The 19,295-nt window shown below is 61.6% G+C and carries 20 protein-coding genes and 1 pseudogene; 8 read left to right on the top strand and 13 right to left on the bottom strand.

Going from position 1 to position 19,295, the window contains the following annotated elements; translation table 11 throughout:
• Window positions 1-65: 65 nt before the first annotated feature.
• The 8 genes from murB to BT204_RS06340 form a co-directional block, all read right to left on the bottom strand.
• Window positions 66-1,085, bottom strand: a complete 1,020-nt coding sequence (murB, locus tag BT204_RS06305; RefSeq protein ID WP_060773014.1) for a UDP-N-acetylmuramate dehydrogenase — start codon at window positions 1,083-1,085, stop codon at window positions 66-68.
• Entirely contained in the window at window positions 1,082-1,546 is a 465-nt protein-coding gene (locus BT204_RS06310; protein WP_054917236.1) for a low molecular weight protein-tyrosine-phosphatase, read from the bottom strand. The genes murB and BT204_RS06310 overlap by 4 nt, the downstream gene beginning before the upstream one ends.
• Window positions 1,546-2,310: a 3-deoxy-manno-octulosonate cytidylyltransferase gene (gene kdsB, locus BT204_RS06315; protein WP_054898278.1), complete on the bottom strand. Its 765-nt coding sequence runs from the start codon at window positions 2,308-2,310 to the stop codon at window positions 1,546-1,548. The genes BT204_RS06310 and kdsB overlap by 1 nt, the downstream gene beginning before the upstream one ends.
• Window positions 2,307-2,492, bottom strand: a complete 186-nt coding sequence (locus BT204_RS06320) for a Trm112 family protein (protein WP_003174668.1) — start codon at window positions 2,490-2,492, stop codon at window positions 2,307-2,309. The genes kdsB and BT204_RS06320 overlap by 4 nt, the downstream gene beginning before the upstream one ends.
• Before the next feature lie 24 nt (window positions 2,493-2,516).
• On the bottom strand, window positions 2,517-3,527 hold the full coding sequence (gene lpxK / locus BT204_RS06325; protein WP_072446017.1) for a tetraacyldisaccharide 4'-kinase: 1,011 nt from the start codon (window positions 3,525-3,527) through the stop codon (window positions 2,517-2,519).
• Entirely contained in the window at window positions 3,527-3,955 is a 429-nt protein-coding gene (locus BT204_RS06330; protein WP_014718877.1) for an ExbD/TolR family protein, read from the bottom strand. Before BT204_RS06330 ends, lpxK begins: the two co-directional genes overlap by 1 nt.
• On the bottom strand, window positions 3,952-4,587 hold the full coding sequence (locus BT204_RS06335; protein ID WP_034128146.1) for a MotA/TolQ/ExbB proton channel family protein: 636 nt from the start codon (window positions 4,585-4,587) through the stop codon (window positions 3,952-3,954). The genes BT204_RS06330 and BT204_RS06335 overlap by 4 nt, the downstream gene beginning before the upstream one ends.
• Before the next feature lie 108 nt (window positions 4,588-4,695).
• Window positions 4,696-6,921 (bottom strand): DNA internalization-related competence protein ComEC/Rec2, encoded by a 2,226-nt coding sequence (locus BT204_RS06340; protein ID WP_239695908.1) that lies wholly within the window; start codon window positions 6,919-6,921, stop codon window positions 4,696-4,698.
• A 135-nt stretch (window positions 6,922-7,056) separates the two neighbouring features.
• On the opposite strand from BT204_RS06340, the gene BT204_RS06345 reads away from it, so the two are divergent.
• A complete protein-coding gene (locus tag BT204_RS06345; protein WP_003192045.1) occupies window positions 7,057-7,572 on the top strand; it encodes a DUF2062 domain-containing protein in 516 nt (171 codons plus the stop codon).
• 3 nt (window positions 7,573-7,575) lie between these two features.
• On the opposite strand, the gene BT204_RS06350 is transcribed toward BT204_RS06345, so the two are convergent.
• Together BT204_RS06350 and BT204_RS06355 are read right to left on the bottom strand one after the other, a co-directional pair.
• Window positions 7,576-8,934, bottom strand: coding sequence for a sensor histidine kinase (locus tag BT204_RS06350; RefSeq protein ID WP_072446020.1), 1,359 nt, complete (start codon window positions 8,932-8,934; stop codon window positions 7,576-7,578).
• Window positions 8,921-9,649, bottom strand: coding sequence for a response regulator transcription factor (locus BT204_RS06355; protein ID WP_072446022.1), 729 nt, complete (start codon window positions 9,647-9,649; stop codon window positions 8,921-8,923). Before BT204_RS06355 ends, BT204_RS06350 begins: the two co-directional genes overlap by 14 nt.
• 205 nt (window positions 9,650-9,854) lie before the next feature.
• Here BT204_RS06355 and BT204_RS06360 point away from each other — a divergent pair.
• From BT204_RS06360 to BT204_RS06375, 4 genes and pseudogenes are all read left to right on the top strand, one after another.
• Window positions 9,855-12,615 (top strand): annotated as a pseudogene (locus tag BT204_RS06360) (response regulator).
• A gap of 147 nt (window positions 12,616-12,762) precedes the next feature.
• A complete protein-coding gene (locus BT204_RS06365) occupies window positions 12,763-13,752 on the top strand; it encodes a 2-hydroxyacid dehydrogenase (protein ID WP_072446024.1) in 990 nt (329 codons plus the stop codon).
• A gap of 71 nt (window positions 13,753-13,823) precedes the next feature.
• Window positions 13,824-14,264 carry a hypothetical protein gene (locus tag BT204_RS06370; protein ID WP_003192054.1) on the top strand — a complete coding sequence of 147 codons (441 nt, stop codon included), beginning with the start codon at window positions 13,824-13,826 and terminating at the stop codon, window positions 14,262-14,264.
• A complete protein-coding gene (locus tag BT204_RS06375; RefSeq protein WP_072446026.1) occupies window positions 14,261-14,665 on the top strand; it encodes an META domain-containing protein in 405 nt (134 codons plus the stop codon). The genes BT204_RS06370 and BT204_RS06375 overlap by 4 nt, the downstream gene beginning before the upstream one ends.
• Before the next feature lie 692 nt (window positions 14,666-15,357).
• Here BT204_RS06375 and BT204_RS06385 read toward each other — a convergent pair.
• Entirely contained in the window at window positions 15,358-15,819 is a 462-nt protein-coding gene (locus BT204_RS06385; protein ID WP_072446028.1) for a TlpA disulfide reductase family protein, read from the bottom strand.
• Window positions 15,820-15,934: 115 nt separating this feature from the next.
• Here BT204_RS06385 and arsC point away from each other — a divergent pair, with 115 nt between their 5' ends.
• The 3 genes from arsC to BT204_RS06400 are packed head-to-tail and all read left to right on the top strand — an operon-like array spanning window position 15,935 to window position 17,287.
• Window positions 15,935-16,288, top strand: a complete 354-nt coding sequence (arsC, locus tag BT204_RS06390) for an arsenate reductase (glutaredoxin) (RefSeq protein ID WP_072446030.1) — start codon at window positions 15,935-15,937, stop codon at window positions 16,286-16,288.
• Window positions 16,285-16,899: an NAD(P)H:quinone oxidoreductase gene (wrbA, locus tag BT204_RS06395; protein WP_072446032.1), complete on the top strand. Its 615-nt coding sequence runs from the start codon at window positions 16,285-16,287 to the stop codon at window positions 16,897-16,899. The genes arsC and wrbA overlap by 4 nt, the downstream gene beginning before the upstream one ends.
• A complete protein-coding gene (locus tag BT204_RS06400) occupies window positions 16,883-17,287 on the top strand; it encodes a DUF2069 domain-containing protein (protein WP_034127866.1) in 405 nt (134 codons plus the stop codon). The genes wrbA and BT204_RS06400 overlap by 17 nt, the downstream gene beginning before the upstream one ends.
• A gap of 130 nt (window positions 17,288-17,417) precedes the next feature.
• Here BT204_RS06400 and BT204_RS06405 read toward each other — a convergent pair whose 3' ends face one another.
• On the bottom strand, window positions 17,418-18,089 hold the full coding sequence (locus BT204_RS06405) for a DNA-3-methyladenine glycosylase I (protein ID WP_034127867.1): 672 nt from the start codon (window positions 18,087-18,089) through the stop codon (window positions 17,418-17,420).
• A 67-nt stretch (window positions 18,090-18,156) separates the two neighbouring features.
• The gene (gene ttcA / locus BT204_RS06410) at window positions 18,157-18,981 is read right to left on the bottom strand and encodes a tRNA 2-thiocytidine(32) synthetase TtcA (protein ID WP_014718888.1); all 825 of its coding nucleotides are present in this window, start codon (window positions 18,979-18,981) and stop codon (window positions 18,157-18,159) included.
• Between the last annotated feature and the right edge of the window lie 314 nt (window positions 18,982-19,295).

The raw sequence follows: 19,295 nt of genomic DNA on the forward strand, positions 1-19,295 counted from the left end.
CGCAGCAATAAAAATGCCCCGTATCGCGAGATACGGGGCATTTTCATTTTCAGAGCAGATAAAGCTCAGTACTGATTGGGTTCCATTTCCAGCTCGACCTTGAAGCGCTTGAAGATATCTTGCTGGATGCGTAGCGCAAGCTGGGCAATCTCTTGCCCGGTGGCGGTGCCGTAGTTGACCAGTACCAGCGCTTGCATCTTGTGCACGCCCGCATCGCCCTCCCGGAACCCCTTCCAACCGGCCTTGTCGATCAGCCAGCCGGCGGCGAGTTTCATTTGGCCGTCTGCCTGAGGGTAGGCCACCAGGTCCGGATACTGGCTTTGCAGTTCAATCGCCAGGGCCTGGGACACCAGTGGGTTCTTGAAGAAGCTGCCCGCATTGCCCAGCTCTGCCGGGTCTGGCAGTTTCTCGCGGCGAATGCTGCAGATCGCGCGGCTCACATCGCTTGGCGTGGCGTGGGTGATGCCCTGCGCAACCAGACGCTGTTGCACCGGGCCGTAGTCGAGTTTCAGGTGAGTGGCACGGCTGAGGGAAAAGCGTACCCGCAGGATCAGCCAACGCCCGACTTCGTGCTTGAACAGGCTGTCACGGTAGGCGAACTTGCATTCGTCGAGACTGAATTCCCGCAGCTCGCCCGTCTGGCGATCCAGGGCAGTGAGGCCGGCGAAGACATCCTTGATCTCTACACCATAGGCGCCGATGTTCTGCATCGGCGCGGCACCGACAGTGCCGGGGATGAGGCTGAGGTTTTCCAAGCCGCAGAAGCCGTGTTCAAGCGTCCACAGCACAAACGGATGCCAGGCTTCGCCCGCTTCGGCTTCGACCACCACGTGCGTGCCATCATCGCTCAGCACACGAATGCCTTGGGTCGCCATACGCAACACCAGCGCCGGAACGTCCTGGGTCAGCAGCAAATTGCTGCCGCCACCGATCACCAGCAACGGCACCGCATGTGCGGCGGCATAGGCGATGGCCTCGCGCACGTCAGCATCACTGTGGGCCTCGGCAAATAATTGCGCGCTCACATCAATGGCAAAGCTGTTGAATGGCTTGAGCGATACCTGCGCACGCACTTGCAAGGTCATAACCGCCCCTTCAATTCGATCACCAATAAGTCACAGGCGCGTTCGATCAGGTCAAGGACCCGTTCGAAACCTTGCTCACCTTCATAGTAAGGGTCTGGCACCTCGTCCACTTCGCCATCAAAGCGACGCAGGAACAAATCCAGCTCCGCCTTGCCCTGCCCTGGCTGCATGGCTTTGAGGTTGCGCAGGTTACTGTTGTCCATGGCCAGGATCAGGTCATAGCGGGCAAAATCAGCACGGGAAACCTGCTGGGCACGCTGGCCCGACAAGTCATAGCCGCGCGCCAGCGCCGCACGCTGGCTGCGCTGGTCCGGCGGGTTGCCGATATGCCATTCTCCGGTGCCAGCAGACGCCACCTCAACCTGGCCAGCCAAGCCTGCTTCACGCAACTTATGGCGCAAGATGCCTTCAGCGGTTGGCGAGCGGCAGATATTGCCCAGGCATACAAACAGAACTTCCATCAGGCGCCCAGCAGGCGACGGACGCGTTCGAGGTCTTCCTGGGTATCGACACCCGCTGGCGGTGCTTCCAACGCATCGCCCACGTGGATACGCACCCCGTGCCAGAGGGCACGCAGTTGTTCCAGGGACTCGGTATTCTCGAGCCAGCAAGGGCCCCAACTGACGAAGTCGTGCAGGAAACCGGCGCGGTAGGCATAGATGCCGATATGGCGGCGATATGGCACGCCCTCCGGCAACACGTCGCGATTCTTGGCAAAGGCATCCCGCGCCCACGGCAAGGTGGAGCGACTGAACGTCAGTGCCAGGCCGTTGATGTCGCTGACCACTTTCACCACGTTCGGGTTGAACAGCGTCTCGATGTCTTCGATCGGTTCGGCCAGGGTCGCCATACGCGCCTCGCCATGGGCCGCGAGGTTGGCAGCGACCTGATCGATGACACCCGGCGGTATCAATGGCTCGTCACCCTGCACGTTCACTACGATCGCGTCGGGTGCCAGACCCAACTGAGTGGCGACTTCGGCCAGGCGATCAGTGCCGGAGTTATGGTCTTCGCGGGTCAGGACCGCTTCGGCTCCAAAACCTTTGCACGCCTCGATGATACGCGGGTCATCGGTGGCCACCACCACGCGCTCGGCGCTGCTCTTGCACGCTTGCTCCCACACCAGCTGGATCATCGGCTTGGTGCCGATCATTTGCAGCGGCTTGCCCGGCAGGCGGGTCGAGGCATAGCGCGAGGGAATGACAACGGTAAAGGCGGTGGTCATTTATCCAGGCGCTCATCGGTGGTCAGGGTGCGGGCTTCGCTTTCGAGCATGACCGGGATGCCGTCACGGATAGGGTAAGCCAGGCCGGCACCTTTGCTGATCAGCTCGGTTTTGTCGGCGCTGAGCTTGAGCGGGCCTTTGCAGATCGGGCAAGCGAGGATATCGAGCAGTTTGGTGTCCATGAATGTTTCCTGGAAAAAAGCGTTTTAAGGCAAAAGACGGTTGGGCAACAGACGCATCAGCTGCGTGTCGAACCAGGCGACGAACGCCGGCGACGGTACCGCATCCACCGCAAGGTACCACCAGTCGGGCTGGGCAAAGGCGCGGCACTTCACCGCGTCCTTTTCGGTCATGACCAGCGGCAATGACGGGGTAAAATTCAAGACCTCGGCGCTGTAGGGCGCGTGATCGGCAAAAGCATGGGGTATCGCCTGCCAGTGTAGCGTTTCAAGGGTATTGAAGAAACGTTGCGGATTGCCTATTCCGGCCACCGCATGCACCTGCTGGCCCTGCGGAAAATAGGTGACCGGCTGGCGTTCGCCGCTGTGCAGGTTGACCAGCGCTGTGGGCTGCAGGCGGAAGGCAAAGCCATTTTCACGGTCTGTAACGGCACCGTTATAAAGCACCCCGTCCACACTCTGCAGGCGCTCCACCGGTTCGCGCAACGGCCCGGCAGGCAGGCACCGGCGGTTACCGAGGCCACGGGCGGCATCGATCAGCACCAGTTCAAGATCGCGGGCCAGGCGGTAGTGCTGCAGGCCGTCATCGGAGAGGATCAGGTCCAGGGGCTCGCAGGCCAGCAGGGCCTTTACCGCACGACTGCGATCAGGATCGATCATCAGCGGTACACCGCTGCGCTGCACGATCAGCAAGGGTTCATCACCGGCCACCTCGGCACTGTGGGCGGCCTCGACCCGCCACGGCAACTGCGGCGGCTTGGCACCGTAGCCTCGACTGACCACTCCTACGCGCAAGCCGCTGCGTCGGCAGTGCTCGATCAACCACAGGATCAAAGGCGTCTTGCCGGTGCCTCCCACTGTAATATTGCCCACCACGATCACTGGCACAGACGACTGATAAATCTCGCCCTCGCCCGCCACGAAGCGCGCACGCTTACGTTGAACCACGCAGCGATACAGCGATTCCAGCGGTCGCAGCAACATTAGTGCTGGATGACCTTCGTACCATGCCTTGAGTAAACGGTCGGAGATGGCCATCAGGGCGGGCTCGCCGCCTCGACGGTGGTCATGCGCAAATGGCTGAAACCGAGCTTGCCGGCAGCGTCCATGGCGGTGATCACGGCCTGGTGCGGGGTTTTGCCATCGGCGCTGATGGACAGCGGCAACTGGGTGTCGCCACCAGACTCCTTCTGCAACGCCTCCATCAGGCTGGCAAGGTCATTTTTCTCCAGCAACTGGTTATTCACCGAAAACACCCCTTCGGCGCTGATAGCGATGTCCAGTTGCTTGACTTGCTGGTCTTCGGCAGGCGAGCCACTCACCGCTTCAGGCAGGTCGACACGCAACTGGGTTTCGCGGGTGAAGGTAGTGGTCACGACAAAAAACAGCAGCAGGATGAACACCACATCGATCAACGACGCGAGGTTGATATCAACATTTTCCCGTTGCTTGCGGCGAAATTTCACGCTTTGCCCTCGACCAGGTCTACATCACGGTCGCCCTGCACCACCTCCACCAGCTTGATGGCTTCCTGCTCCATGCCGACCACCAGTTCATCAATGCGACGCAGCAGGAAACGGTGGAAGAAGACCGAAGGGATACCCACCATCAGGCCGGCTGCAGTGGTGATCAACGCCTTGGAGATCCCCCCGGCCAGGACCGCTGCGTTGGTGGTCATGCCCGAGCCTGTGAACGAGCTGAAGATATCGATCATGCCGAGTACTGTGCCGAGCAAACCGAGCAACGGCGCCATGGCGGCGATGGTGCCAAGGGCGTTGATGTAGCGTTCCAGTTCATGGATGACCCGGGCGGCCGCCTCTTCAATGCACTCCTTCATGATCTCGCGACCATGCTTGGAATTGGCCAGACCGGCGGCGAGGATTTCACCCAGCGGCGAATTGGCGCGCAGCTCCTTGAGTTTCTGCTTGTCGAGCTGCTTGTTCTTGATCCAGCCCCAGACCTGCCCCAGCAGATGCTCAGGGGTGACGCGACTGGCGCGCAGGGTCCACAGGCGTTCGGCAACGATGCCGAGTGCAGCGATGGAACTCAGAATGATCGGCAACATCATCCAGCCGCCGGATTTGACCAATTCCCACACAGTGAATGCCCCCTCGAAAAAGTGCGCCACTTTATCATATAGGTTCGACAGCGGGGTTCGTCGGCTACACACCCGCCTGTTGCGGCTCGGGTCTTTGGTAACACGCGATTACGGTAACGGTTCGCGCCAAAAACGGCGTTGACTGCGCGCAACCATCGGTGGCAGAAACGCCCCCAGACGCAAGCGTACGGCACCCTGCTCGGCGCTGTCGTAAACCCGGCTGCCCAGCACGTGGTAGCGCTCCAGGACCTGCGGATGGGGATGACCGAACGTATTGCTGCGCCCGCGGGAAATCAACACCGATGTGGGTGCCAACCGTTGCAGGAACGGCCAGGATGACGAACTGCGGCTGCCATGGTGCGGGGCTTGCAGCCAGTCGGTCTGAACCGCCAACGAAGAGGCCAGAAAAGCCTGTTCGGCGGCGCGATCAATGTCACCGGTGAGCAGCAGGCGCTCCCCACTGGCCTCAACCTGCAACACACAAGACCTCGGATTGCCATCAAGCCCATCAGCCCACTGCCACAATTGAAATGACACACCCTCCCATTCCCATCGTTCGCCGCTGGTACAGGGTTGGGTGGCAAGAAAGTCTGGCAAACCTTCGGTTTCACCGCCCACCACACGCTTGACGGGCAACCCCCGAGCCACCGCCGCCGCACCCCCCGCGTGATCGGCATCGGCATGGCTGAGCAGCATCATGTCCAACTGGGCTACCCCGAGCTTTTTCAACGACGGCAACACGACACGCGCGCCCAGGTCGACAGGCCCCGAGCGCGGCCCGGCATCGTAGAGCAACGTATGATGACGGGTGCGCAGGATCAGTGCCTGCCCCTGGCCGACGTCCAGTTGCACCACATCTAACTGCCCGTGGGGCACCCACTCCCTGGGCGCAAATACAGCCATCAACAGCATGGGCCAGCCCAGCACCCGGAACGGCAACCCCTTGGGCAGCAACAAAATCACCGCGCCAGCCAGGCTAACCAACCAATACCCCAAAGGTACCTCGGCGGGTACCCAGGCCGGCAATTGCGCGGCCAGCAGCCCCAGGCCTTTAAACAATCCGTCCAGCGCACCGCCGGCCAGCCACAGCAACCCCTCCCCAGCCAGCGGCACCCACAGCAACGCCGTGCCCAGCAGCGCCAAAGGCAGCACTACCAGGCTGATCCAAGGCACGGCAAGGAGATTGGCCACAGGTGCGCTGAGGCTGATCGGCAACCCCAGCACCAGCAACACCGGAAACAAACCAATGGCAATCAGCCACTGGGGCCGGGTCCACACCTGCCAGGCGCTCCAGGGCCCCAGGCGCCCGCCGAACGCCAACAGCAACACCGCGACCGCCGCAAACGACAACCAGAACCCTACCTGCAGGCTGGCCAAGGGCTCCAGTACCAGCACGCCGTTCAGTGCCAGCAGCAACGGCCACCACACGCCCAAATGGCGGAAACGCAGACGCCACAGCAGCACCAGGCCAACCATCATGCAGGCCCGTTGCACCGGCACGCCGAACCCGGCCAGCAGCCCATAACCCAACGCCGCGCCAAATGCCAGACCGCACGCCCACGGCAGCCACGGCCAGGTTCGGGGCCAGCAACCATAACGCGCCAGCATCGCGACCAAGCCGTAGATCAACCCCGCCAGCAAGCCGATGTGCTGCCCGGAAATCACCAGCAGATGCACCGTGCCCGTGTCCTGCAACACCTGCCAATCCTCAGGCGCCAGGCCGGAACCGTCGCCCAATACCAGCGCCGCCAAGCCCGCCTCGCGGCCTTGGGCATCCACCGCCATCAGGCGCTGGCGCACAGCATCGCGCCAGGCATTGCGGGCCGGTGCGAGACGCTCACCGTCTTTTACCGTTGCAGTAGCACCGATACGCTGGGCCAGCAGCCAGGCTTCATGGTCGACCCCATGGAAATTGAGCAGGCCCGCAGGCCGCTTGAGTGTCAACGCCAGACGCCAGCGTTCACCGCTGTTCACCACTGGCCCGCCGTGCCAGGACACGCGGATACGTTTGGGCAGCCGAATCTTGCGCGACCGGCCGTCGGCCAGTTCAAAGCGCACGCCCGTACCCGTCTGCTGAGGCAAGCCCACCACACGCCCCTCCACCCAGCGAGTCTGCCCGTCCAGGGCCGGCTGCAGCCGATCATCCAGCGCCCGCTGCGCGCTGAGACAGGCCCAACTCAAGCCCACCAGAAAGAACGCCACGGGATAGGACCGAAAAGGCAACAGCATCAAGGCCAGCACCAGCATGGCCAACAACCCGGCGCCAGGCGGCAACACCGGTAACCAACGCAACGCCAGCAACCCCAGCGCCAACGCCAACATCCCTGTCTTCATGGATCATCCTTTCCCAGTGATCCACTCAGTCTTAGCCGGCTGAACGACAGCGCCTATGATGTTTTGTCACAAAGTCTGAATTTTCTGTTTATAGAATCCGGGCATACTTGCCCCTCGAATTGACCTGGACCCCTTATGCCCCGGCGCTTATTCAAACGGTACATGCCCGATCCCAGCAGTATCAGGGAACACAAGTCATTACAGTTTCTTGGCACGCTGCTGCATGACCCCAACCTCTGGCACCTGAACCGGCACTCAGTGGCTCGCGCCATGGCGGTGGGTTTATTTGCGGCGTTTATCCCGATTCCATTGCAGATGTTGCTTGCCGCGGTCCTGGCGATTTCGGTGCGCGGCAATATGCCTATCGCCATCAGCCTGGTGTGGTTGACCAACCCCATCACCATGCCGGTGGTGTTCATCTGTACCTATATGACCGGCGCCTGGCTGATGAATGTGCCGCCACGCAGCTTGCCCGATAACCTTACGTGGGAATGGATCAGCGGCCAGTTGAGCACTCTTTGGCAGCCATTCCTGCTGGGTTCGGTGGTATTGGGGGTGGTATTGGGCGCCTTGGCTTATTGCCTGACCATGGCGTACTGGCGCTGGTGGGTGGCGCACCAGTGGAAAAAACGCAAACTGCGCCGGCGCTGAGCGCTAACGGGCCAGCAAACGCAAATGCACCCGCAGACCCCGCCCGGTATTTTCCGCCCATAAGCGGCCGCCCTGGCGCTGCACGGCGTTGCGGGCAATGCTCAGGCCCAGGCCGAAACCGCCATCGCCGGGCCGCGAGCCGTCCAGGCGGGTAAAGGGCGCGAAGATGCGCTCCAGATCATCCTCAGCAATCCCGGCCCCCTGATCCTGCAGCCAGATATGCCAATAGCCCCCCTCCCGACATCCGTCGAGTTGCACGCAGCCGTCGTGGGGCGAGTGGCGTATGGCGTTGCGCAGGATATTTTCCAAGGCCTGGGCCAGTGCATTGAGGTTGCCACGCACCCAACTGTCCGCGGGTAACAGGCACGGCAAGCGCGATGCGGACCAACCGCTTTCAAAACAAGCATTCTCGCGCAATATGTCCCACAAGGCCTGGAGCTGAATATCTTCCTGGGGCAACGGCGTTGTTTCGCTGTCGAGCCAGGCCAGTTGCAGGCTGTCTTCCACCAGGCGCTGCATGGCGTCGATTTCCCGACCCAGGCGCTCGCGCAGCTTGGCCAGGTCTTGCTCGCTGTCGCAGGCTACCCGCAGGCGGCTCAAGGGTGTGCGCAGTTCATGGGACATATCGCGCAGCAGCTGCTGCTGCAAACGCACCGTGCCCTGCAAGCGTTCGGACATATGGTCAAAGGCGCGGCCCAGCTCGCCCAGTTCATCCTGGCGGCTGGTGGCATCCAGGGACATCCGCGTATTGAGTTGGTCCGCACGCCAGGCATTGGCCTGCTCGCGCAATTGATTGAGGGGCATGATCAACAGCCGGTAAAGGCCGATGCATAGCAAGAGGGTAAACAGACCTGGGATCACACCATTGGTGACCACCCGCCAGAACAGTTGATAGCGCCCAGGCATAAAGCGCTGCGGCAGCTCGATCACCAGCGCCCCCGCGCCAGGGTCGACCGGAAACGGTACTTTCATCCAGGGCAAACCAATGACATGCCGGCTGACCGGCCAATCCAATCCACGCAAAAACGTCAGGCGCTGGCTTTCCTTGTCACTCAAGGGCGTGCTGCCCAGGGACTGCAGGTCGTTACCGATCACCCCTACCCAAGTGCTTTCGCGCTCGGCCATCCGCTGCAGCCAGGCATCTACGCCCGCGCTGCCTTGCGTGCTCCACGCCAGTTCGGCACCCGCGGCATAGCCATTGAGAATCTCCCGCGACTTGTCGGACAGGTAAGCGCTCTGCTGTTCCATGTAACGGCCCCACGACCAACTGAGCCAAATCATCAGCAAACAGAAGGCGATCAACAGGCAGGCCAGCTTCCAGAACAACGAGTGCTTGCCGGGCAGTCGCTCAAAGCCCTTCATCGTGACCGCTCAGCACGTAGCCCTTGCCCCATACGGTGCGTACTTCACGCTCGATGTAACCGATGGCCTTGAGCTTGCGGCGGATCTGGCTGACATGCATGTCGAGGCTGCGGTCATGGGGCGCATAACCGCGCTGCAACACCTGCTGATACAGGAAGGCTTTGCTGAGGACTTCTTCGGCGTTGCGCTGCAGGGTTTCCAGCAGGCGGTATTCGCTGCGCGTGAGCGCGGCCCACTGGTCCTGGCAGGACACATCGCAGCGTTCATCATCAAAGTGCAGCACCCGGGCATCTTCAAGTGCCGGGGCGCGCGTCGGCTCGGGCCGGCGATCCAGGGCAACGCGGCGCAGGATCGCTTCAATACGCACGCACAGTTCAACCATGCTGAACGGCTTGGGCAAATAGTCGTCCGCGCCCAGGCGAAAACCGCTGATACGGTCGGCTTCAGCGCCCAGGGCTGACATCAGGATCACGGGCATGGCGTGGCTCTGGCGCAAATGAGTGAGGATCGACAAACCGTCCAGCCCCGGCAGCAGAATATCCATCAGCACCAGGTCGAAGGCCTGGGCGCGGGCCAGTTGCAGGCCCTGCTGGCCGTTCTGGCACCAGGTCACCTGGAAACCACTGCGGCCGAGTTGCTCGTGCACGTAGGCACCCAACACAGGGTCATCTTCGATGGTCAGGATACTGGGTAGGCCAACTGCTGCGGGAGTCATTAGCGTCTGCAAGTCATTCTCAATCACTGATTATTCAAGATTAAACGTTCACAGGCAATCGCCACCCGGCGCCGAATGGCCCGAAGATTGCCGCATGTCATTAATTTGCAAGATTCCAGGCCGCGCAAATGGCTACACTGCGCAGGTGGCGCTGGCCGGATGCCGGCGTGGATGATTGATAACAACGTGGTAGCAGGAGAGTGGCGTGCTTAGAAGAATGGGGATAAAAGGCCGCGTACTGTTGCTGACCTTATTACCGACCAGCCTGATGGCGCTGTTGTTGGGCGGCTATTTCACCTGGATGCAACTCTCGGAATTGCAGACCCAGCTACTGCAACGCGGCGAAATGATCGCCGAGCAATTGGCACCGCTGGTGGCCCCAGCCATGGGCCACAAGGACACCGACCTGCTGGAGCGTATCGCCACCCAGTCCCTGGAACAGCCGGATGTGCGCGCCGTGTCGTTCCTGGCGCCAGACCGCGCGTCCCTGGCCCACGCCGGCCCGACCATGCTCAACCAGCCACCCACCGGCAACAGCTCGCAACTGTTACAGCGTTCCGGCAACGACGCCACCCGCTATCTACTGCCGGTGTTTGGCCGCCATCGCAACCTGGCGGGCGAATTGATTCCCGATGAGGCCGACCGCCTGCTGGGTTGGGTGGAAGTCGAGCTGTCCCACAATGGCATGCTGTTGCGCGGCTATCGCAGCCTGTTCGCCAGCCTTCTGCTGATCGCCATCGGCCTGATGTGCACCGCCGCCCTCGCCCTGCGTATCAGCCGTACCATCAATTCGCCGATTGGCCAGATCAAGCAAGCGGTGGCGCAGCTCAAGGACGGCAACCTGGAAACACGCTTGCCACCCTTGGGCAGCCAGGAATTGGACCAACTCGCGTCTGGCATCAACCGCATGGCCGAAACCCTGCAAAATGCCCAGGAAGAGCTGCAACACAGCATCGACCAGGCCACCGAAGACGTGCGCCAGAACCTGGAAACCATCGAGATCCAGAACATCGAGCTGGACCTGGCACGCAAGGAAGCCCTGGAAGCCAGCCGTATCAAGTCGGAGTTCCTGGCCAACATGAGCCATGAGATCCGCACACCGCTCAACGGCATCCTCGGTTTTACTCACTTGCTGCAAAAAAGCGAATTATCACCGCGCCAGCTGGATTACCTGGGCACTATCGAAAAATCTGCGGATAACCTGCTGGGCATCATCAACGAAATCCTCGATTTCTCGAAGATTGAAGCCGGAAAACTGGTGCTCGACAGCGTGCCTTTCAACCTGCGCGACTTGCTGCAAGACACCTTGACCATCCTCGCCCCCGCCGCGCATGCCAAGCAGCTCGAACTGGTAAGCCTGGTGTACCGCGACACGCCCCTGGCGTTGGTGGGCGACCCGCTGCGGCTCAAGCAGATCCTGACCAACCTGATCAGCAATGCGATCAAGTTCACCCGCGAAGGCACCATTGTGGCCCGGGCAATGATCGAGGACGAGCAGGAAGACAGCGTGCAATTGCGCATCAGCGTGCAAGACACAAGACACCGGCATTGGCCTGTCCAACCAGGATGTGCGCGCCCTGTTCCAGGCATTCAGCCAGGCCGACAATTCGCTGTCGCGCCAGCCCGGCGGTACCGGTTTGGGCCTGGTGATTTCCAAGCGGTTGATCGAGCAGATGGGCGGCGAAATCGGCGTCGACAGCACGCCGGGTGAAGGTTCGGAATTCTGGATCAGCCTGAACCTGCCCAAAACCCGTGACGACGTCGAAGACCTGCCCGCCGCGCCGCTATTGGGGCGTCGTGTGGCCGTGCTGGAAAACCACGAACTGGCGCGCCAGGCCCTGCAACATCAATTGGAAGACTGCGGCCTGGAAGTCACGCCGTTCAATACCCTGGAAAGCCTGACCAACGGCATCACCAGTGCCCACCAGACCGAACAGGCCATCAGCCTGGCGGTGCTCGGCGTCACCGCCAACGACATTCCGCCCGAACGCCTCAATCAACACCTGTGGGACCTGGAACACCTGGGCTGCAAGGTGCTGGTGCTGTGCCCGACCACAGAGCAGATGCTGTTCAACCAATCGGTGCCCAACCCCAACAGCCAACTGCAGGCCAAGCCCGCCTGTACGCGCAAGTTGCGCCGCTCCCTGGCCGACCTGATCAGCCCGCGCCCTTCGCGCAGCGAACCCGGTGAGCCGTTGTCCAGCCGTGCGCCACGGGTGCTGTGCGTGGACGACAACCCGGCCAACCTGTTGCTGGTGCAAACCCTGTTGGAAGACATGGGCGCCAAGGTGCAGGCGGTGGAAAGCGGTTACGCGGCGGTCGACGCCGTGAAGCAGGAAACGTTCGATTTGGTGCTGATGGACGTGCAAATGCCCGGCATGGATGGCCGCCAGAGCACCGAGGCGATCCGCCAGTGGGAAAGCGAACGCCACGGCACACCGCTGCCGGTGGTAGCCCTCACGGCTCACGCCATGGCCAACGAAAAACGCGCCCTGCTGCAAAGCGGTATGGACGACTACCTGACCAAACCCATCAGCGAGCGGCAATTGGCCCAGGTGGTATTGAAATGGACCGGCCTGGCGCTGCGTAACCAAGGCCCGGAGCGTACCCACGAAGGCGCGGCCCAGGGCGTGCAACTCTTGGTACTCGATCACGAAGAAGGCCTGCGCCTGGCCGCCAACAAGGCCGACCTGGCCGCTGATATGCTCGCCATGCTACTGGCCTCCCTGGAGGCTGATCGCCTGGCAATTACCCACGCCCGCGAAGCCAATGACAACCACGCCTTGATCGAGCGTGTGCACCGTTTGCACGGCGCCACCCGCTACTGTGGTGTTCCGCAATTACGAGCAGCCTGCCAACGCGCCGAAACCCTGCTCAAGCAGGATGACGCCAAGGCCACGGCCGCGCTGGACGAACTGGACATGGCGATTGCACGGCTGGCCAGTGAAGCCAGAGTGAGTGCCTGACCGTCCGACTGTAGGAGCGAGCTTGCTCGCGAAAAACCAGAGAACACCGCGTTAAACCAGAATGAACGCGTTATCGTTGACGTTTTTCGCGAGCAAGCTCGCTCCTACAGGTACGCATCTATTCTGTCATTGCAGGGAGCCTTTTTAATGCGCGTCATTCTCTTCAGCAGTCAAACCTACGACCGCGAGAGTTTCCTCGGCGAACCGCTGCCGGCTGGTCTGGAACTGCAATTCCAACCCGCCCGCCTCAACCTCGAGACCGTGGCCCTGGCCGAACACCACGAGGTGGTCTGCGCCTTTATCAACGACGACCTCAGCGCCCCCGTGCTGGAGCAACTGGCCAAGGGCGGCACACGCCTGATTGCCCTGCGCTCGGCGGGCTACAATCATGTCGACTTACCCGCCGCCCAGGGCCTGGGCCTGACCATCGTGCGCGTGCCCGCCTATTCGCCCCACGCGGTGGCCGAGCACGCCGTCGCCCTGATCCTGGCCCTCAACCGTCGCCTGCACCGTGCCTACAACCGTACCCGCGACGGTGATTTCAGCCTGCACGGGCTGACCGGCTTTGATCTGGTCGGCAAAACGGTCGGCGTGGTCGGCACCGGTCAGATCGGCGCGACCTTCGCCAAGATCATGACCGGCTTCGGCTGCCAGTTGCTGGCCTACGACCCCTTCCCCAACCCACAGGTGCAGGACCTCGGGGCCCGCTACGTGAGCCTGCCTGAACTGTTGGCCGAGGCACAAATCATCAGCCTGCACTGCCCGCTGACCGCCGACAGCAAACACCTGATCAATGCCCGCTCGCTCGCGCAGATGCAAACCGGTGCGATGCTGATCAACACCGGGCGTGGTGGCCTGGTCGATACGCCGGCACTGATCGAAGCGCTCAAGCTGGGCCAGTTGGGCTATCTGGGGTTGGACGTCTACGAAGAAGAAGCCCAATTGTTTTTCGAGGACCGCTCGGACCTGCCCCTGCAGGATGACGTGCTCGCCCGCCTGCTGACCTTCCCCAACGTGATCATCACCGCGCACCAGGCCTTCCTCACCCGTGAGGCCCTGGCGGCGATTGCCGGCACCACGCTGGCCAACATTGCCGCGTGGGCCGATGGCCGCGCCCAGAACCTGGTCGAGGGATGATCAGCGGTCACATACCAGGCTCATGATAGGCCGGCACCCGTGATAGGATGCCGCGCCTATTTGGAGGATCCATGGCCGAACACGATTTCCGCTTCAGCTTGCTGAGCCCGCAACACACCCTGATCGAATGCCGTGCCCTGGTGCCGGGCCGTTACCAGGTCACCGGCAACGGTGGTTCGATCAAACATGGCGACGTCCTGATCGTCAGCCTGCGCGGCAGTAAAACCCTGTCGATGCGACTCACCGTCGAAGGTGACGCACGCTACTCCATCCGCCCGGCGGGCCAGTGGGTCGCCATGGCCCAAGGGCCGAAGTTCGGCGAACTCGAGATCCACACCTGGAAGGTCAATTGCGACAGCTGCGACGCCGTGCTGGAGTTTGAATTCGCGGTAGAAACCAAGCTGACCAAGGCACCGCTGCAACCGGCCGCCAACGCGCGTATCAAAGAACTGGGCTGGGCCAGCGAAGGCGATAAGCACCGTTGCCCGAAATGCCAGCAGGCCGCGCAATGAAAGGCCGGCTGCTGCTCGCCGCAATCGGCCTGGGCCTGGCAGGCTGCGCCGCCGATGGCGCCAAGCTCGAGCGCGACCACAGCTACGTCGTGGAATGGATCGGTGAGCGGCCGTTGATGGACTACGCGCACCTTACCGTCACCCTGGGCGCCGATGGCCGCGCCTATGGCAATGGCGGCTGTAACCACTGGTTTGCGCCGTACACGGTCGAAGGCGACAAGCTCAGCTTCGGCCCGGTCGGCAGCACCCGAAAAATGTGCGCCGAGGCCCTGATGGAGCAAGAGCATCGCTTCTTCCAGGCCCTGCAAGGCGTGCAGCGCTGGGACATCTCGCCGATCGAACAGACGCGGTTCTGGCCGGCCGAAGGCAAGCCGATCCGCCTGTGGCTCGAAGAAGGCTGACCTAGGCGCACTCTCCTGTATTAACGCGGTGTCCTCTGGTTCTGTGGGAGCTGGCTTGCCTGCGATGCGGACGACGCGGCGTATCAGGTACACCGCAGCGATGCCATCGCAGCATAGGTATCTACACAACTTTGTGGGTTGTAACAGCAGACGGTAACCACGATGCGAAGCGAGTCGCTCTTGATCTTGATCTGCTTTTGATCTTGATCTCAGGCGCCCCGTCAAACCACGCTGGCCGGAATTCGACAGGGATTTGGGGGGTAAACCGGCAGGGATGCCGGTTTAGCCGCCCCGCGCCATGGATGGCGCGTGGCGGCGGCCCCCCAAATCACTGGCGGATTACGGGCACACCGAGCCTAAGCGAGGTGCCGAGTGGTGGGGCAAGAGCGTTTTGCTTACTTTTGTCTGGGCCGGCATTCCGGCTTTTCAAAAGTGAGCCGCTGTCAGAGCGGAACCATCGGTGGCCGTTACCTAAATAATGGATATGTACTCGGTCAAATCCAATATCCCGGTCGGCTGGCAGGCCGCCTTCGCAGGCAAGCCAGCTCCCACATTTGGATCACCGTGCCTCAGTTAGATCAGCGTCGGCTGTCAAGCCGTCACGGGAGCAAGCTCCCTCGCCACAGGTCCAGCGTCACTCCAAAATTGTGTAGATACCCATGGCCATCGCAGACAAGCCAGCTCCCATAGTTCTAGCCTTTCAGGGCCTTGAGCTTGGCCAACACCCCTTCCGCTGTCTGCTCACCCATCAACTGCTCACGCACCTTGCCCTTGTCGTCGATGATGAAGGTCACCGGCAAGGCCTCACTGCGCGGAATCTCGAAGATCCCGTCCGGGTTCTGGGCCAGTACCGTGAACTTGATCCCCAGCTTGTCGCTGGCGGCCTTCAGTTCCTCACCCTGCACATTGTCGAAGTTGACGCCGAACACCCCGACATTCTGGCCTTTCAACTGTTCTGCCAGGGCATTGAGCTCGGGGATTTCCGTGCGGCACGGGCCACACCATTCGGCCCAGTAGTTGACCACCAGCCACTGTTTGTCCAGGCGTTCGGCCGCCACTTTCTGGCCGTATTGGTCAACGCCGTAATCGTTACCGCAGCCGCTGAGCAGCAGGGTTGTGATGATCGCCAATGCACCGATCAGTCGCCTTGTCATGGGGTATTCCTTCGCAAAAATGAACGTTGGCTGCGGCCTATCGCCTCTTACGGTTTAAGGACAGGCGCCAGCGCAGGTAGAATACCCGCCACCTTACGCAAGATGCGACCCGCACATGACCGATCTGACGCTTTATCACAACCCGCGCTGCTCGAAATCCCGCGGTGCGCTGGAACTGCTGGAAGCCCACGGCCTCACCCCGACCGTCGTGCGCTACCTGGAAACCCCGCTGGATGCCGCGCAAATCGAGGCCCTGCTGAAAAAACTGGGGATCAGCGCACGCCAACTGCTGCGCACCGGCGAAGACGAATACAAAACCCTGAACCTGGCCGACGCCAGCCTCAGCGACACCCAACTGATCGCCGCCATCGCAGCCCATCCCAAGCTGATGGAACGCCCGATCCTGGAAACCGCCGACAAAGCCATCATTGGCCGCCCGCCCGAGAACGTGCTGGAGATCCTGCCGTGACTACGCCCTATGTGCTGGTGTTGTATTACAGCCGCAGCGGCTCGGTGAGCGAGATGGCCCGACAGATTGCCCGCGGTATCGAGCAAGGCGGCATGGAAGCGCGGTTGCGCACCGTGCCGGCGATTTCCACCGAGTGCGAAGCGGTGGCGCCGAGCATTCCCGACGAGGGCGCGCTGTATGCCAGCCTGGACGACCTGAAGCACTGCTCGGGCCTGGCTCTGGGAAGCCCGACCCGGTTCGGCAACATGGCCGCGCCGCTCAAGTACTTCCTCGATGGCACCAGCAACCTGTGGCTCACCGGCGCTCTGGTCGGCAAGCCGGCCGGCGTGTTCACCTCCACCGCCAGCCTGCATGGCGGCCAGGAAACCACGCTGATGTCGATGCTGCTGCCGCTGCTGCACCACGGCATGCTGATCACCGGCCTGCCCTACAGCGAGCAGGCGCTGCTCGACACCCAGGGCGGCGGCACGCCGTATGGCGCCAGCCACCATTCCGGGCCAGACGGCAAGCGTATGCTCGATCAACATGAAATCACCTTGTGCCGGGCCTTGGGCCTGCGCCTGGCCAAGACCGCCACGCTGTTGGAGAACGGCCGTGGCCAGGAAGCCTAAGGTCCTGCCGCCACGGGAGTGGCTGGAGCCACGGGTCAAGGTGGCACGCGCGCTAAGCCTGCTGGCGTTCTTGGGCCTGGTGGGCTTGTTGTGCGTGTACTACCTGTTGGTCGCCGACCTGCATGGGGCGCGCCCGTGGGTCATCCTGCTGATCGAGCTGGTGCCGCTGCTGATACTTGCGCCAGGCATGCTGATGGGCAGCGCACGCGGGCATTCGTGGATGTGCTTTGTGGTGAACCTGTATTTCATCAAGGGCGCACTGGCTGCGTATGACCCGAACCGCCAGTGGTTTGGTGTGCTGGAAATGCTGGCGAGCCTGGCGGTGTTTTGCACGGCGTTACTGTACGTGCGTTGGCGGCATCAATTGAACCGGCGACTGGCCGATTGACTGATCGCTGATCGTTCCCACGCTCCGCGTGGGAATGCATCCTGTGACGCTCCGCGTCACCCTTGCACTAGGCCCGGGACGCAGAGCGTCCTGGGCAGCATTCCCACGCGGAGCGTGGGAACGATCAGTATCAATGGTTGACGGTATAGGCCAACATCATCGACAGCTGACACATCGGCCGCCCACTCTCGGCATGCCACTGGTTGAAGGCACCCTGTACTGTCGCCAAATCGCGCAGGCTGGTCGGCGCCTTGTCGACGATCTTCTGCGCATTCAACGCTGCCACCACGTCATCGCTCGGTACAAAGGTGTCCTTGCCGACCATGCGCAGGAAGCGAGGCGCCGACAGGCCGCCCAACTGGTGGCCGTGCTTGCTCAGGTACTTCCAGAGCCCGACGATATCGGTCACCGGCCAATCAGCGATAAACGCGCCGAAGCTGCCTTTCTCCTGCTCGATATCCAGGATCATCTGCGCGTTGCGCGGCACACTCTTGAGCTTGCCCAGGTGGCGGATGATGCGGGTGTCCTGCATCAGCCGTTCCAGGTGTTCGGCACCCATCAGCACGACTTTTTCCGGGTCGAAGCCAAAGAACACCTGCTCGAACGCCGGCCATTTGGCATCGACCACGCTGTGCTTCAAACCGGCGCGGAACACTCGCAGCGCCAAGGTCGACAGGTAACGGTCATCCGTTATCTTGCGCAATTGCGCCGGGGTCTTGGGCACCGGCAGATGAGCTTCCAGCTTGGCCGCCGAACCGAAGCGGTTCAGACAATATTCGTGCAGCCACTTGTAATCGCGCATGCCCTCTCCTGTCAGTCGAATTGAAAACGGCGCCCGCAAGCGCCGTGTACTAGAGCCTCGGGAAGACTCAGAGGTTCACTACATTGACGAAACGCGATGCGGCGGTCTCATCGATTTTCAAGCTGGTGAAGTCGAACAGGTTGCGGTCGGCCAATTGCGACGGGATCACGTTTTGCAGGCTGCGGAAGATACTTTCGGTACGCCCAGGGGTCTTGCGCTCCCAGTCCACCAGCATCTCCTTGACCACCTGGCGCTGCAGGTTTTCCTGGGAGCCGCACAGGTTGCACGGGATGATCGGGAATTGCTTGAAATCGGAGTAAGCCTGGATGTCCTTCTCGTTGCAATACGCCAGCGGGCGGATCACTACGTTGCGTCCGTCGTCGGCGCGCAGCTTGGGCGGCATGGCCTTGAGCGAGCCGTTGAAGAACATATTGAGGAAGAAGGTTTCGACGATGTCATCGCGGTGATGACCCAGGGCCATCTTGGTCGCGCCGATCTCATCGGCAAAGGTATAGAGCGTGCCACGGCGCAGGCGCGAGCACAGCGAGCAGGTGGTCTTGCCTTCCGGGATCAATTCCTTGACCACCGAGTAGGTGTCTTTCTCGACGATGTGATACTCGACGCCCAGTTCTTTCAGATAGGCCGGCAGCACATGCTCAGGGAAACCGGGTTGCTTCTGGTCCATGTTGACCGCCACGATCTCGAACTTGATTGGCGCGACCTTTTGCAGGTGCAGCAACACGTCGAGCATGGTGTAGCTGTCTTTGCCGCCGGAGAGGCAGACCATGACCTTGTCGCCATCCTCGATCATGTTGAAATCGGCGACCGCTTCACCGGCCAGGCGACGCAGGCGTTTTTGCAGTTTGTTCTGGTTGACTGTAAGAGTGCCCATGGCGCTTGGATCCGCAAAGGTGTGTGACGAAAAGCGCAGCATTTTACCGGTAAGACTGGCGCAGATCCAATGTGGAAGCTGGCTTGCCTGCGATAGCGGTGTGCCAGTCAACATCTCTGTTCCTGACAGGCCGCCATCGCAGGCAAGCCAGCTCCCACACTGGATCCCATGAACTCAGACAGACCACACCGCGATTAGCCCCCCTGTTTACAGCGCAATTTGCTCTAAAGGCCCTACGGTTATTCCGGTCATCCCTTTCTATACTGCGACTTGAGGTCGCACATCTATCCAGACCTTTCAGGCCATATGGCCCG

Source organism: Pseudomonas sp. NFPP02 (assembly GCF_900119355.1).
Taxonomy (GTDB): Bacteria; Pseudomonadota; Gammaproteobacteria; order Pseudomonadales; family Pseudomonadaceae; genus Aquipseudomonas; species Aquipseudomonas paracarnis.

What these genes read in the sequence shown, in the direction of transcription:
- BT204_RS06320 (WP_003174668.1), bottom strand. Translation starts at nt 2,492, where the DNA reads ATGGACACCAAACTGCTCGATATCCTCGCTTGCCCGATCTGCAAAGGC.
- BT204_RS06365 (WP_072446024.1), top strand. Translation starts at nt 12,763, where the DNA reads ATGCGCGTCATTCTCTTCAGCAGTCAAACCTACGACCGCGAGAGTTTC.
- murB (WP_060773014.1), bottom strand. Translation starts at nt 1,085, where the DNA reads ATGACCTTGCAAGTGCGTGCGCAGGTATCGCTCAAGCCATTCAACAGC.
- BT204_RS06385 (WP_072446028.1), bottom strand. Translation starts at nt 15,819, where the DNA reads ATGACAAGGCGACTGATCGGTGCATTGGCGATCATCACAACCCTGCTG.
- BT204_RS06345 (WP_003192045.1), top strand. Translation starts at nt 7,057, where the DNA reads ATGCCCCGGCGCTTATTCAAACGGTACATGCCCGATCCCAGCAGTATC.
- BT204_RS06370 (WP_003192054.1), top strand. Translation starts at nt 13,824, where the DNA reads ATGGCCGAACACGATTTCCGCTTCAGCTTGCTGAGCCCGCAACACACC.
- BT204_RS06405 (WP_034127867.1), bottom strand. Translation starts at nt 18,089, where the DNA reads ATGCGCGATTACAAGTGGCTGCACGAATATTGTCTGAACCGCTTCGGT.
- ttcA (WP_014718888.1), bottom strand. Translation starts at nt 18,981, where the DNA reads ATGGGCACTCTTACAGTCAACCAGAACAAACTGCAAAAACGCCTGCGT.
- BT204_RS06340 (WP_239695908.1), bottom strand. Translation starts at nt 6,921, where the DNA reads ATGAAGACAGGGATGTTGGCGTTGGCGCTGGGGTTGCTGGCGTTGCGT.
- BT204_RS06355 (WP_072446022.1), bottom strand. Translation starts at nt 9,649, where the DNA reads ATGACTCCCGCAGCAGTTGGCCTACCCAGTATCCTGACCATCGAAGAT.
- BT204_RS06310 (WP_054917236.1), bottom strand. Translation starts at nt 1,546, where the DNA reads ATGGAAGTTCTGTTTGTATGCCTGGGCAATATCTGCCGCTCGCCAACC.
- lpxK (WP_072446017.1), bottom strand. Translation starts at nt 3,527, where the DNA reads ATGGCCATCTCCGACCGTTTACTCAAGGCATGGTACGAAGGTCATCCA.
- BT204_RS06375 (WP_072446026.1), top strand. Translation starts at nt 14,261, where the DNA reads ATGAAAGGCCGGCTGCTGCTCGCCGCAATCGGCCTGGGCCTGGCAGGC.
- BT204_RS06350 (WP_072446020.1), bottom strand. Translation starts at nt 8,934, where the DNA reads ATGAAGGGCTTTGAGCGACTGCCCGGCAAGCACTCGTTGTTCTGGAAG.
- kdsB (WP_054898278.1), bottom strand. Translation starts at nt 2,310, where the DNA reads ATGACCACCGCCTTTACCGTTGTCATTCCCTCGCGCTATGCCTCGACC.
- arsC (WP_072446030.1), top strand. Translation starts at nt 15,935, where the DNA reads ATGACCGATCTGACGCTTTATCACAACCCGCGCTGCTCGAAATCCCGC.